The 13,166-nt window shown below is 61.8% G+C and carries 14 protein-coding genes; 5 read left to right on the plus strand and 9 right to left on the minus strand.

Going from position 1 to position 13,166, the window contains the following annotated elements; genetic code table 11:
• Nucleotides 1-24: 24 nt before the first annotated feature.
• Entirely contained in the window at nucleotides 25-357 is a 333-nt protein-coding gene (locus BT204_RS24430) for a hypothetical protein (protein ID WP_072448516.1), read from the minus strand.
• A 23-nt stretch (nucleotides 358-380) separates the two neighbouring features.
• The gene (locus BT204_RS24435; RefSeq protein ID WP_054895693.1) at nucleotides 381-836 is read right to left on the minus strand and encodes a GNAT family N-acetyltransferase; all 456 of its coding nucleotides are present in this window, start codon (nucleotides 834-836) and stop codon (nucleotides 381-383) included.
• Between the two features lie 267 nt (nucleotides 837-1,103).
• On the opposite strand from BT204_RS24435, the gene BT204_RS24440 reads away from it, so the two are divergent.
• Entirely contained in the window at nucleotides 1,104-1,943 is an 840-nt protein-coding gene (locus BT204_RS24440) for a DNA/RNA non-specific endonuclease (RefSeq protein WP_072448518.1), read from the plus strand.
• Between the two features lie 3 nt (nucleotides 1,944-1,946).
• Here the strand turns inward: BT204_RS24440 and BT204_RS24445 are convergent, their stop codons facing one another.
• A complete protein-coding gene (locus tag BT204_RS24445; protein WP_054895691.1) occupies nucleotides 1,947-2,165 on the minus strand; it encodes a hypothetical protein in 219 nt (72 codons plus the stop codon).
• 234 nt (nucleotides 2,166-2,399) lie between these two features.
• Here BT204_RS24445 and BT204_RS24450 point away from each other — a divergent pair, with 234 nt between their 5' ends.
• Both BT204_RS24450 and BT204_RS27960 read left to right on the plus strand, forming a co-directional pair.
• Nucleotides 2,400-2,843 (plus strand): DUF421 domain-containing protein, encoded by a 444-nt coding sequence (locus BT204_RS24450; protein ID WP_034127111.1) that lies wholly within the window; start codon nucleotides 2,400-2,402, stop codon nucleotides 2,841-2,843.
• Nucleotides 2,844-2,978: 135 nt separating this feature from the next.
• Nucleotides 2,979-3,128, plus strand: a complete 150-nt coding sequence (locus tag BT204_RS27960) for a hypothetical protein (RefSeq protein ID WP_003190489.1) — start codon at nucleotides 2,979-2,981, stop codon at nucleotides 3,126-3,128.
• A 282-nt stretch (nucleotides 3,129-3,410) separates the two neighbouring features.
• Here BT204_RS27960 and BT204_RS24455 read toward each other — a convergent pair whose 3' ends face one another.
• The 4 genes from BT204_RS24455 to BT204_RS24470 form a co-directional block, all read right to left on the minus strand.
• Nucleotides 3,411-4,751, minus strand: a complete 1,341-nt coding sequence (locus BT204_RS24455) for a c-type cytochrome (protein ID WP_072448519.1) — start codon at nucleotides 4,749-4,751, stop codon at nucleotides 3,411-3,413.
• 16 nt (nucleotides 4,752-4,767) lie between these two features.
• Nucleotides 4,768-7,005, minus strand: coding sequence for a xanthine dehydrogenase family protein molybdopterin-binding subunit (locus BT204_RS24460; protein WP_054895689.1), 2,238 nt, complete (start codon nucleotides 7,003-7,005; stop codon nucleotides 4,768-4,770).
• Nucleotides 7,005-7,463 carry a (2Fe-2S)-binding protein gene (locus BT204_RS24465; protein WP_014718046.1) on the minus strand — a complete coding sequence of 153 codons (459 nt, stop codon included), beginning with the start codon at nucleotides 7,461-7,463 and terminating at the stop codon, nucleotides 7,005-7,007. Before BT204_RS24465 ends, BT204_RS24460 begins: the two co-directional genes overlap by 1 nt.
• Before the next feature lie 280 nt (nucleotides 7,464-7,743).
• On the minus strand, nucleotides 7,744-8,685 hold the full coding sequence (locus BT204_RS24470) for a LysR family transcriptional regulator (protein WP_072448521.1): 942 nt from the start codon (nucleotides 8,683-8,685) through the stop codon (nucleotides 7,744-7,746).
• Between the two features lie 108 nt (nucleotides 8,686-8,793).
• On the opposite strand from BT204_RS24470, the gene BT204_RS24475 reads away from it, so the two are divergent.
• Nucleotides 8,794-10,293, plus strand: a complete 1,500-nt coding sequence (locus tag BT204_RS24475) for a CoA-acylating methylmalonate-semialdehyde dehydrogenase (RefSeq protein WP_057978048.1) — start codon at nucleotides 8,794-8,796, stop codon at nucleotides 10,291-10,293.
• A 174-nt stretch (nucleotides 10,294-10,467) separates the two neighbouring features.
• Nucleotides 10,468-11,244, plus strand: a complete 777-nt coding sequence (locus BT204_RS24480) for an ABC transporter substrate-binding protein (RefSeq protein WP_072448522.1) — start codon at nucleotides 10,468-10,470, stop codon at nucleotides 11,242-11,244.
• Between the two features lie 155 nt (nucleotides 11,245-11,399).
• Here the strand turns inward: BT204_RS24480 and BT204_RS24485 are convergent, their stop codons facing one another.
• Both BT204_RS24485 and BT204_RS24490 read right to left on the minus strand, forming a co-directional pair.
• Nucleotides 11,400-12,026: a helix-turn-helix transcriptional regulator gene (locus BT204_RS24485; protein ID WP_057978045.1), complete on the minus strand. Its 627-nt coding sequence runs from the start codon at nucleotides 12,024-12,026 to the stop codon at nucleotides 11,400-11,402.
• Entirely contained in the window at nucleotides 12,026-13,159 is a 1,134-nt protein-coding gene (locus BT204_RS24490) for an NAD(P)/FAD-dependent oxidoreductase (RefSeq protein WP_072448524.1), read from the minus strand. The genes BT204_RS24485 and BT204_RS24490 overlap by 1 nt, the downstream gene beginning before the upstream one ends.
• Nucleotides 13,160-13,166 lie beyond the last annotated feature (7 nt).

Here is a 13,166-nt window from a genome sequence, read left to right on the forward strand (position 1 = left end):
GGCTTTTACCTCGGTATGCGCGGCTCACATCCCAAGCGTCGGGATCATGAGTTCGCCGCACTCCATCAGTTGGCCAGCAGTGACTTGCAGCTGCGGGGTGGGTTTGGCCGCATAGCCTGCGATGAAGCCGGCACTTAGCAGTGCCAGGCAGAGGACGGCTTTTTTCACAAGCATGCGCAGGGTCTCGATCGGTTCAAAAGGGTGAACCACAGATTGTGCATTCGAGAAAAGGTTCCTGGCCGCGCAGAGGGCTTTCTGCCTTCTTCTTTCTGTAGGAGCGAGCTTGCTCGCGAAAAACCTCAACGATAACGCGTGCTCCCTGAATAAGCGCGGCGCCTGTGAGTGTTTCGCGAGCAAGCTCGCTCCTACAAAAGGTATCGTCAGCGAATGAACCTGACGTACACACGTTCAGGGTCGTTATCGTCCAGATTCTCGATCTGCCCGCTGGGAATAAAGCCGGCTTTCGTCAGCAGGGCCTGGGACGCGCCGTTGGAGGCATTGGTCGACGCGAACAGCTTGGGCGTCTTGCAGGCCGCTTCGGCCGCTGCCAGCAGACGAAGGGCGACGCCTTTGCGTTGATACAGCGGTGAAACCACCACCAGCGCTATAAACCCATGGTTGAAAAAATCGTGGGTGAGCACCAGGTAGCCGGCGCACACGTTAGCGTTGGCGGCTACCAGGCATTGCTGGCGAACCACGGCATCATAGATAAACACACGACGGCTGGCATGCTCGGTTGCGTAGGCATCCAGTGCGACCAAGGCATGCACATCGTCGGGGATGGCTTGGCGGATCAGCCAGTGTGGAGCAGCGGGAGGCAGAAGGTATTCAGCCATGGTCGTGGAGCATCCTCTGTTTAAACATTTGCCCCCACGTGCTTGATGACAGTCCCTTGTGCATTGATGACGCGATGCTATCGCCCGCTAGAGGGCGGCGTTATGGATAGCACAGTTATGGGGCGCGAAGGGGTTACGTTTGTTGGCCTGATTGCAGTCGTTGTTTAGAAATGTTTATGTGTTCCAATGGTTATTTCGACTTGCGCAGGAAGCGCATCGGCCGAGGCCATTCAGTCTTTTAAAAGATTTATCCCAAGGAGTAACACCATGCAAGGAAGCACATCGTTCAAGTACCTGGCGTTTTCGTTGATCCCGTTGATGGCCGCCTGTACCACGCCCACACGCCAGTCCGCCGTCCTCCCTGCGCCAGCCTTGCCGTTCGATAACTGCGCGGTTGGTTGCCCCACCGGTGGCAGCCCGGTGACGTTGAACCGCCAGGCCTACACGTTGAACAACAACGGCTCGACCAAGTTTGCCAATTGGGTCTCCTACAAGATCACCAAGGCCACGGCGGCCAGCGGGCGCTCCCGTGACTGGCGCACCGACCCGGATATTCCAGCCGGGGAAACCCTGGACCCGGTGGATTACAACGGCGCCAACGTCGCGCTCAAAATCGACCGTGGGCATCAGGCCAACCTGGCGTCAATGGCCGGGGTGGCCGACTGGCAAACGCTCAACTACCTGTCGAACATTACCCCGCAAAAGGCCGAACTCAACCAGGGGCCGTGGGCGCGCCTGGAAGACCAGGAGCGCACTCTCAGCAAGGAGCCAGGCGTCGATCAGGTGTATGTGGCCACCGGGCCGCTGTATGAGCATTTTGTGGGCTCGTTGCCGGGTACGAACAAAGTACACACCATCCCGAGTGGCTATTGGAAAATCATCGTGGTCGGCAGTTCGCCGGAAACGGGTCTGTACGCCTCATTCGTGATGAACCAGGAAACCCCCAAAGGCGCAGACTTCTGCGATTACCAGGTCACCGTGGATCACATCGAAGAGCGCTCGGGGCTGACGTTCTGGAGCACCTTGCCGCAAGCGATGCAAGCCACGCTGAAGGCCAGGCAGGGTCAGTTGCCGAGTCGGATCGGCTGTAGCCGAACCAAAGCCTGACGCCTAGTCGGCACACACCAACGAGGGCCTGCGGCTGTTGTTCTTGCCCAGGCGCTCATGCGTGGCGACGTCTGTGGCCTGTTCACGCAGTGCGTCTTCGAGCGCTTGCAAATGCTTGGAAAGGATTTTCACCGACCCACTCGGGTTGGCGGGGTCGAAGGGGATCCGACCGTTGGCAATCAGCACCATGGCCAGTTCCCACGCGCGTTGTGAGTCGTTCATGACAGGGATTCCTTCTTCAGCGTGATCGATATAGAGCTGTGACCCGCTGCCAGCGCCCGGGTATCAACTGGGTTGCTGCCGAAATTTCGATCATTTCACCGATTCAGCGGCGCTGGAACCATCATCTTTTTAGATGGTGGCCGGGACGCGTCGAAAGAATGAACCTGAGCGGCACGGTGCTCACCTAATCCGTATGAATCGGTCGTTTCCCATTCACTGTTCCGAGGGGCAACCATGGACTCTGTACTGCGGGCTGTGGCGATTTACCTGGTGCTGCTGGTGCTGTTCAAAGTTGCCGGCAGGCGCACGCTGGCCGAGCTCACCACCTTTGACCTGGTTTTGTTGATGGTCATCGGCGAAGCCACCCAGCAGGCGTTGCTGGGCGAAGATTTCTCAATGACCAACGCCGTGCTGGTCATCGCTACCCTGATTGCCATCGACATTGGCTTCTCGCTGGCCAAGCAGCGTTCAGCCTGGTTCGCGCGGGTGCTCGATGGCGGGCCGACGGTGCTGGTCGAGCAGGGCCAGGTGCTGCATAAACGGCTCAAGCATGCGCGGCTGGACGAGGGTGACATTCTTGAGGCGGCCCGGTCCACCCAAGGGCTTGTCGAGCTCAAGCAGATCCGCTTCGCGATTCTTGAGCGCAACGGCAAGATCTCGGTGATCCCGTTTGATTGATACGCGGCCCCCATTCGTCAGCCAAGGGTCTGTTTTTTGAACGCACGCGCCTCTGTACCAGACAGATAGATCATGGGCGGACGAATGTTGCTGTCGTCACGCGGATATCACTCACTCGCCAGCAGGTGAACCCTCATGAAGAAGCTCTATATGTGCCTGGGTCTGTGCAGCGCATTCATGCTGCACGGCTGTTTTGACAACGCCGACAACGCCACTAAAGACAACAACAGTGGCACCCAGTCGTCGGTGCAGATGCAGGAAGGCAAGGCGGACGAGAGCAAATAGAGCGGCCTGCCAGCCGCCGCTTATATCATTGATGCTCATTGCCGAATGTGGGAGCTGGCTTGCCTGCGATAGCGGTGGTTCAGTTAACGATGCAGTGACTGACCGTCCGCCTTCGCGGGCAAGCCCGCTCCCACAGCGGACCTGTGCCAGGCGCTGATTTTGTGGGCAATGCATGGCCAGTGTGGGAGCTGGCTTGCCTGCGAATGCATCGACTCGGTTTACCTGAGGAACCGAGGTGTTTGCATCGCAGGCAAGCCAGCTCCCACAGTTGATCGCGACCGATCAGCGCATATGCAGGATGATAGGGCTACTGCTCGCCGGGTCGGTATGCCCACGCAACTTGCCCACGGCCTTCGCATCGACCGCGCCGCCGTGGTTGCCCCAGGTGCCGCGCACGTAGCTCAGCACGTCGGCGATTTCCTGGTCGGACAATTGCTCACGAAACGCGGGCATGCGGTAGGCGTCTGGCATCCCGGCGGTGACCACGCGTTGTGAGCCATTGAGCGTGATGTTGATCGCAGACGCATCTTCCTGGGCCAGGGCCGAGGTAGCGCCGGCCAGAGGCGGCATCCAGTCGGGCTGGCCTTTGCCGTCGAGCCCATGGCAGGAGGCGCAGCGGGTGGCGTACGTGTGGGCACCGGGGACATCCGAGCGTGCCGTTACCGGCTGATATTGCCAGGGGCTGCCGTCACGCTGGGGGTCGCCGGGCAGTGACTTGAGGTAGCGAGCGATCGCGGCCAGGTCATCGTCTTGCATGAACTGCGTGGAGTTGTTGAAGGCTTCGGTCATTGAGCCATAGACCACGGCATGCTGGTTGCGACCGGTCTTGAGGAACTGCACGATCTGTTCCTCACTCCAGCGCCCCAGGCCGGTGTTGTGGTCCTGGCGCAGGCTCGGGGCGTACCAGCCGTCGAGCAGGGCACCGGCCAGGAACGGCGCGCCGGATTCGTCCAGGGCCTTTTCGTTGAACGCCAGCCCCCGTGGCGTGTGGCAACTGCCGCAGTGGCCGGGGCCTTGGACGATATAGGCGCCCCGGTTCCACAGTGCGTCCTTGCCGGGCTTGGCGGCATAGGTCGCGGTCGGTGCAAACACACCGTTCCACAGGGCGATGGGCCAACGCAGGTTGAGCGGCCAGGGAATGTCGCTGGGGATATTAGGCTGGTTGGCCGGTTGCACGCCTTTCATGAAAAACGCGTACAGCGCCTGGATGTCGTCGTCGCTAAGCTTCACATAAGACGGGTAGGGCATGGCCGGGTAGAGTCGTCGCCCACCCGGTGCTACGCCGTGGCGTACGGCGCGGTCGAAGTCGGCCAGGCTATAGGTGCCGATGCCATGCTCGCGGTCGGGGGTGATGTTGGTGGCGTGGATCGCCCCCAGCGGTGTGGCCATTTCCAGGCCACCAGCGAATGGCTGCTTGCCGGCCAGGCTATGGCAGGCCACGCAGTCACTCACTCGCGCGACGTATTCGCCGCGACTGACCAAGGCGGGGTCGAAACTCGTGGCCTGTTGCTGCTCAAAAGGCGAGGCAGGCTCGCGAGTGACGTACCAGGCCAGCAGGCCGGCGGCGACCACGCAGGGCAGCACCAGCCACCCTGCGGTTCTTGCGAATCGGCGGTTATTCATGGGCATTCCCTGTCGGTTAGCTGAAGGTGTAACGGCTCAAAGGCAGACTGCGGATGCGTTGGCCGGTCAGCTGCGCCACGGCATTCGCCACGGCCGGGGCCACAGCCGGCAACGGCGGTTCGCCGATACCGCCCATTTTTTCTCCGCTTTCGACGATCTTCACGTGTACCTGCGCCATACGCGAAGGCGGCAGCACCGGATAAAGGTCGTAGTTGCGCGCCCTTGGCTTGCCATCCACGTATACCGCTTCCTCCAACAAGGTTTGCGACAGGCCCAACGCCACGGCACCGTTGACCTGCGCTTGCACAATCGCCGGGTTGACGATGCTGCCCGGGTCAATCGCTTCCCAGATGTGATGAACCTTGACCTGGCCGTTCTCGATCGACACCTCGGCCACCACCGCTGCATGGGAGCCAAACGGCGAGGCCATGGCTACGCCGCGTGCACGGCGGGTGCCGTCTTCGGCGGTGTAGGGCCCACGCTTCCAACCGCCAGAAAGCTCGGCGGCCGCTTGCAGCAGGGTGGTCAGGCGCGGGTTGTCGCGCAGCAGGTGCAGGCGCAGTTCATAGGGATCATGGCCGCCTTTGTCGGCCAGTTCGTCCAGGAAGGCTTCGTAGAAAAAGTCATTGAGCGAATTACCCACCGAGCGCCAATAACCGAGCATGGCCGGGCCTTTGACGTAAATCTGCGCGATGCGTTTGTTGGGTATTGCGTAGCTCTTGCCCGACAACCCTTCCAGGGCAGTAGGGTCGATGGCGTCGCCCTGTTTGCCGGCGATGGCTTCGGTGGGGCCTTCGGTGGCGCTCACCGCTTCGATGGCGACGGGCAGGCCTTTGTCATCCAGCGCGGCGCGGAACTTGACCACGGCGACCGGACGCAATACATCGCGCACGAATTCTTCTTCACGGCTCCAGATCAGTTTGATCGGCCGGCCCACCGCCTTGGCCAGCGCAATGGCCTGCGGGTAAGGATTTGCCGAGTCATACAGGAAATGCCGGCCGAAAAAACCGCCCAGCAGCGGCGAGTGCAGGGTGACTTGCTCAATGCTCAGACCGGTGCGCTTGGCAATGTCGGCACGGAACATATCCGGCGCCTGGTTAGGCAGCCACACCTCCAGTGTGCCGTCGGGGTTAAAGCGTGCCAGGGCTGAAGGCGGTTCCAACTGGGCATGGTTGAGGTACTGGTTGTGGTAAGTGGCTTCGACGCGGGTCTTGGCGCTGGCCAGTGCACCGGCCACATCGCCTTCGTTTTCGTCATCGCGGGCCGGGCCCTGCTGGGCGGCGAGGAAGTCGCGGTACTTGTCGCTGGAGAAATCCGCTGGCATGGCCCGCACGGTGGAGTCGGCGGCGGCTTCAAGCCATTCGACCTGGATGGCTTCGACGGCCCGCTTGGCATGCCACCAACGCTCGGCTACCACGGCCACGGCGCCGGGCAGGGTGTGAACCGAATGCACGCCTTTCATGGCTTGCACCTGCGCCTGGTTGCGCAGGCTGCCCACGGTCATGCCCAGGCGTGGCGCATGCTGGACGGCGGCATGGAGCATGCCGTCGATTTTCAGGTCGATGGTGTACTGCGCCTTGCCGGTGGATTTGTCATAGGCATCCAGGCGCTTGACCGGCTTGCCGATCCAGCGGAACTGGCTCGGGTCGCGCAGGGTGATGCTGGCCGGGTCGGGCACCGGCATATCCAGGGCGGCACCTGCCAATTCGCCGTAGCCCAGGGAGCGACCGGAAGCGGCGTGCACCACGCGACCGGGCTGTGTGGTCAGCTCGCTGAGCGGTACGCGCAGTTGCTCGGCGCCGGCCTGCATCAGCATCGCGCGGGCGAGGGCGCCGAGGCGCCGCATGGTCGGGTAGCTCATGCGCACCGACATGCTGCCGCCGGTGATGCGCATGCCATTTTCCATCACCACGTAGGCTTCGCCGGGCGGGGCCGCTTCGACGATGAACGTGGCCGGGTCGGCATCCAATTCTTCACCGACGATCTGCGCCATGGCGGTGTGGGTACCTTGGCCGCCTTCCATGAAGGGGCTGAGCAGGCGCACGCTGCCGTCTGGGCGAATCTCCAGGAAGGCGGGTACCTGGGTTCCACGCTCAGCGGCCGCGCCGGTCGCGGCTTGCACGCGGGAGGTGCCCAGCGGCAAGCCGAAGCCGATCACCAGCGCGCCCACCGCGGTGCTGGCCAGGAAGCGGCGACGGGACAGGTTGATCGGTTCGCCCAGGGTAACGCCGGGAATGATCTCGGTGGTGTTCATCAGGCGGTCTCCTTCCCGGCGGCCAAGGCATCCATGGCGGCATGGATCGCGTTGTAGGTGCCGCAACGGCAGAGGTTCACCATCGCCGCGTCGATCTGCGCCTTGGTCGGCGCGGGGGTATGTTTGAGCAGCGCGGTGGCCGCCATCACCTGCCCGGACTGGCAGTAACCGCATTGCGCTACTTGATGTTCGACCCAGGCCGCCACCACACGCTTGCCCACGTCATCGGCCTCCACGGCCTCGATGGTGGTGATCTCGCGACCGACCACGCCCGCCACAGGCGTCACGCAGGCGCGCACCACATTGCCGTCCACCAGCACCGAACAGGCGCCGCACTGGGCCAGGCCGCAGCCGTATTTGGTGCCGGTCATGCCCAGGTTATCGCGGATCACCCACAACAACGGGGTGTCGGCTTCGGCATCGACCTGATAGGCCTTTTGGTTGATACGTAATTCCATGCGGGCTCACCTGCTGATCATCGGTTGGTGGTGCTGAGTTCTTATAGGAGCGGTGCGACTGGAAGTCGCCCATCGTCGAACTCTAGACCAACGCGCAAGGGCTATCTATCCGATTGCCCTCAAGTTCAGAGGATCAGGCAAGAATTCAACAGGATTGGGTCACTGTCCTCTGTAGGAGCGAGCTTGCTCGCGAAGATCGCCAACGATAACGCGCGCTATCAGGTTTAACGCGGGGTTCTCGGTTTTTTCGCGAGCAAGCTCGCTCCTACAAGAGCCTTCATCAGCAGCCACCAAATTGAAACCCGCCTGACAGCTTTTCCTTCAAATACCCTACCAATACGGTCACCGATTTGGGCACATGGGGCGAGTAGGGCCGAATGAGGTAAATCTCATCGGCAAACGCGCCTTTGAGTGTCCAGTCCTTCAATACCTGCACCACTTTGCCAGCGGCCAGCGCCGCCTGGGCGCTGAAGTCCGGGAGCAGGGCGATGCCCAGGTGGTTGAGTGCGGCGTCGCGCAAGGCTTCGCTGTTATTAGTGGCGAAGCTGCCGGCGATAGGCACGGTGAGGCGCTCGAGGGGCTGGCTGCCGCGTTCAAAGGTCCAGGCGGGCTGGTCGGTGCCGCGTGGGTAAAACAGGCAGTTGTGGGCCGACAGGTCGCCCGGCTCGCGGGGTTCACCGTGGTGTTGCAGGTAATCATGGGTGGCGACCAGTACCGAGTTGGTGTCGCACAGTTTCCACGCCACGTGGGTTTCGGGCACCTGGAAGCCGTGGCGCACCGCCAGGTCGTAACCCTCGGCGGCCAGTGAGCTCAAGGCATCGGAGACGTCCAGTTGAATACGCACCTGGGGGTACTGCTGCAAAAAGTCGGACAGGTGCGGCACCAGTTGTTGCCGGGCGAAGGCCACGGGGGCGGTCAGGCGCACCAGCCCGCGTATTTCCCCGACCGAGTCGCGCACCGAGGAAAAACTGCGGGCGATCTGCGCATAGGCGCTGCGCACTTCGCGGGCCAATGACAGCCCTGCATCGGTCAGCCGCACGCTGCGGGTGGTGCGCGTCACCAGCCGCGTGCCGGTGGCCTTTTCCAGGTCGGAAATGCGCTGGCTCACCGCCGATTTACTCACTCCCAGGCGCGCGGCGGCAGCGGTGTAGGTGCCTTGCTCCTCCAGAACAGACAGCCAGTGAATGTGGGTCCACAGCCCTTCGATCTCAGCCTTTTCCATGGGTGTATTGTTCGCATATAAGGACAATAAGTTCTGGATTCTGCTCTGGTTCGGAACAAAGCGAAAGCCTATCGTGTGGACCAACGCTACCCACCTGGATCGACTGCCATGACTGCAACCATCGAGCACTACATCAACGACCAGCGCGTCAGCCGCGATGACCGTTATCAGGACGTCTACAACCCGGCCACCGGTGAAGTCACCGCCCGTGTGGCCCTGGCCAGCCGCCAGACCGTGACCGAAGCCGTCGCCGCCGCCCAGGCCGCGTTTGCCGGCTGGGCCGACACCCCGCCGATCCGTCGCGCCCGCGTGTTGTTCGAGTACCTGCATCTGCTGCGCGAACGCAAGGACGACCTGGCGCGCATCATCGTCGCCGAGCACGGCAAGGTGTTCACCGATGCCCAGGGCGAAGTCGACCGTGGCATCGACATTCTCGAATTTGCCTGCGGCATTCCCAACCTGCTCAAGGGCGAACACTCCGACCAGGTCTCCCGTGGCATGGACAACTGGACGATGCGCCAGCCGTTGGGCGTGGTCGCCGGCGTGACGCCGTTCAACTTCCCGGTGATGGTACCGATGTGGATGTACCCCATCGCCATTGCGGCGGGTAACACCTTTATCCTCAAGCCCAGCCCGACTGACCCAAGCGCGTCGCTGTTCATGGCCGAGCTGCTGCATGAAGCCGGCCTGCCCAAAGGTGTGTTCAACGTGGTGCAGGGGGATAAAGAGTCGGTGGACGCGCTGATCGAACACCCGGACGTCAAGGCCGTGAGCTTCGTCGGCTCCACGCCGATTGCCCAGTACATCTACGAGAGCGGCGCCCGCAACGGCAAGCGCGTGCAAGGCCTGGGCGGGGCGAAAAACCATATGGTGGTGATGCCCGACGCCGATATCGAACGCACCGTGGACGCGCTGATGGGCGCCGCCTACGGCAGTGCCGGCGAGCGCTGCATGGCGATCTCGGTGGCGGTGCTGGTAGGCGACGTGGGTGACAAAGTCATTGCCGCCTTGACCGAACGCGCCAAATTGCTGCGCATCACCGATGGCCGCGATCTCAAAGCCGAGATGGGCCCGATCGTGTCGCGGGCCGCGCTGGAACGCATCAGTGGTTACATTGAGCAGGGTGTACAAGCGGGCGCGCAGTTGCTGCTCGATGGCCGTGACTACGTCCCCACCGAACCCGGCCTGGAAAATGGCTTCTGGCTCGGCGCGACCTTGTTCGACCACGTAACCCAGGACATGAGCATCTACCGCGAAGAAATCTTCGGCCCGGTGCTGGCCTGTGTACGGGTCAACGATTTTGCCGAGGCAGTGAAGCTGGTCAACGACCACGAGTTCGGCAACGGCGTCAGCTGCTTCACCCGCGATGGCAACATTGCTCGTGAGTTTGCGCGGCGCATCGAAGTGGGCATGGTCGGTATCAACGTGCCGATCCCGGTGCCTATGGCCTGGCACGGGTTTGGTGGCTGGAAGAAGAGCCTGTTCGGCGACATGCATGCCTACGGCACCGAGGGCGTGCGCTTCTACACCAAGCAGAAGTCGATCATGCAGCGCTGGTCGGAGAGCATCGAGCAGGGTGCGGAGTTTGCGATGCCGGTGTCCAAGTAACGTTCAAGCTGTGCTGCAGGATCTGATGTGGGAAGGCTCAAGCCCTCCCACATTTTTTTTGCCTGTTGACGGTTGAACACATAAAAGTCCAGTATGGAATTATAAGTACAAAATAGCCGCTCCACGTTTTTCTTCACTCTTGCCAAACCAACAACAACTTGCGAGAACCCCTCCATGAAGAAACGCCATCTCCTTCCCGCCCTGGCCCTGAGCCTGTTTGCCGCCAGCCACCTGCTGGCCGCCGAGAAAACCCTGCGTATTGGCATTGAGGCCGCTTACCCACCGTTCGCCTCCAAAACCGGTGACGGCAAGATCGTGGGGTTCGACTACGACATTGGCAACGCCCTGTGTGCGCAAATGAAGGTCAAGTGCGTGTGGATCGAAGGGGAGTTCGACGGGCTGATTCCGTCCCTCAAGGTCAAGAAGATCGACATGGCGTTGTCGTCCATGACCATCAACGAAGACCGCAAGAAGTCGGTGGATTTCACCCACAAGTACTACTTCACCTCGTCGCGTCTGGTGATGAAGGACGGCGCCGTGGTGGATGACCAGTACGCCAGCCTCAAGGGCAAGAACGTCGGTGTACAGCGCGCCACGACTACCGACCGGTATGCCACCGAGGTGTTCGAGCCCAAGGGCATCAACGTCAAGCGCTACAGCAATAACGAAGAAATCTACATGGACCTGGCAGCGGGGCGCCTGGATGCGATCTTTGCCGATACCATCCCCCTGAGCGACTTCCTGTCGATGCCGCGCGGGCAGGGTTACGCCTTTGTCGGCCCGGAGCTCAAAGACCCGAAATACGTGGGTGAGGGGGCCGGCATTGCAGTACGCAAGGGCAATGGCGAGTTGGTCAGCGAACTGAATGCGGCCATCGACGGCATTCGCGCCAGCGGCGAATACCAGAAGATTTCACAGCAGTACTTCAAGGCCGATATCTACGGCGACTGACGCAAAGACGCGGTCAATGTGGCAGCTGTCGAGCTTTAGCGAGGCTGCGAAAGCGGTGGGTCAGGCGATGACAATGTTGACCTTGCCGGCCCCTTCGCAGCCTCGCTAAAGCTCGACAGCTCCCACCGGGGATCGGCGCTGTGGTCAGAAAGGGTTCATGCCTTCAATTCCTTCAAATGCTTGTAGACCGTCGCCCGCCCCATGCCCAGCACATTGGCCACATAGTTGGAGGCGCTCTTGCCCTTGAAGGCTCCCTCAGCATGCAGCGCCAGCACCAGTTCGCGTTTGTGGTCGCGGGTCAACAGGTTCAGGCTCAACTGACGCTCGCGCAGCCAGGCATGCAGGAAGGTGTTGATGCGTTCCTGCCAGTCATCGCGAAACAGCGCGTCTGGCTGTGCGATCAGCTTGCTTGGCGACAGGAATAAATCCAGCGCCGCCTTGGCCGTTTCGAACATTGAAATATTCAGGTTGATGCACAATACAGCCAGCCGGTGACCTTTGTGGTCGTGCAGCACAGTGCTCAGGCTGCGGATTTTCTGGCCGTCCCAGTTGAGCTTTTCGTAAGGGCCGATATTCACCTCGCTGACGTCGCCGTCGAGCATGTCCTCCAGGGACGAGTCGTCACCCAGGCTGCGTTTGGACAGGTTATTGGCGATGTAATCCACGGTTTGCGTGCGCAGGTCATGCAGCACCACTTCTGCATGGGGAAAGAACAACGTAGCGATTGCATCGGCAATCGCGCGAAAGTTCTGCATGACCTTGTCTTGTTCAGCGGTGTTCATCAATGGGGCTCCAGGCGGACCGGGGAGAGCATACCAGCGTCCAGGCCGAACCGGGTCAGTGCCTCCGGCAGCGGTTCGCCGCGCACCAGAGCGGCGCTTGCCTGGCCCATGGCGGGTGAGGTCTGGATACCATAGCCGCCTTGCGCTGCCACCCAGAACAGCCCCGGTACTTGCGGGTCAAAGCCCGACAGCAAATCACCGTCCTGCACAAAACTGCGCAGCCCGGCCCAGGTGCGCGTGGGGCGGCGGATGGTCAGGGTGGTGGCTTCCTCGATCTGGTAAATGCCCATGGCAATATCCAGCTCTTCGGGTTGCACATCCTGGGGTTCTACCGGGTCGGCGTTGGCCGGTGAGCCGAGGAACATGCCGGCATCCGGTTTCATGTAGAACGCTTCGTCGAGGGCTACCAGCATCGGCCAGTCGTGGCTGTCCATGCCCTCGGGGCCGGCAAAGACAAAGGCCGAGCGGCGCTTGGGCTGCAAGCCGATGGACGCTGCGCCCGCCAGCCCGCCGATATGGTCGGCCCAGGCACCGGCGGCGTTGATGATGACCGGCGCGGTGAAGGTCGCATCCTGGGTGCGCACCTGCCACAGGCCGTCGGCGTCGCGGCTCAAGCCCAGCACATGGCTGTCGGTGCGCACTTCGCCCTGGTTGCGGCGGATACCGCGCAGGTAGCCTTGATGCAGGGCGTCGGTGTCGATGTCACAGGCGGTAGGGTCGTAGATTGCCCCGTGGACTTTTTCACGGCGCAGGATCGGCAAGCGTGCACAGGCTTCATCGACCGTCAGGCGCTGCACCTGCTCTACGGTCGCCTTGGCGCTCAGGTACTGGCTGTCTAGTTCGGCCGGGTCACCGTTGAAATCAACGGTCATTTCGCCCCGGGGCGTCAGCAGGGGATGTTCGCAGAAGCCTGCGGGTGGCTGGTCGAAGAAGGCCCGGCTGGCCAAGGTCAGCGCGCGTACTTGCGGGGTGCCGTACGCGGCGGTGTAGAGCGCTGCCGAACGCCCGGTGGAGTGATAGGCCGGGTGGTTTTCACGCTCAAGCACCAACACCTTGCCGTGCTGCGACAACCAGAACCCGGTGGACGCGCCGGCAATGCCGCCGCCGATAATGATGAAGTCTGCCTGGCTCATGGAGATC

The sequence above is a fragment of the Pseudomonas sp. NFPP02 genome, assembly GCF_900119355.1.
Taxonomy (GTDB): domain Bacteria; phylum Pseudomonadota; class Gammaproteobacteria; order Pseudomonadales; family Pseudomonadaceae; genus Aquipseudomonas; species Aquipseudomonas paracarnis.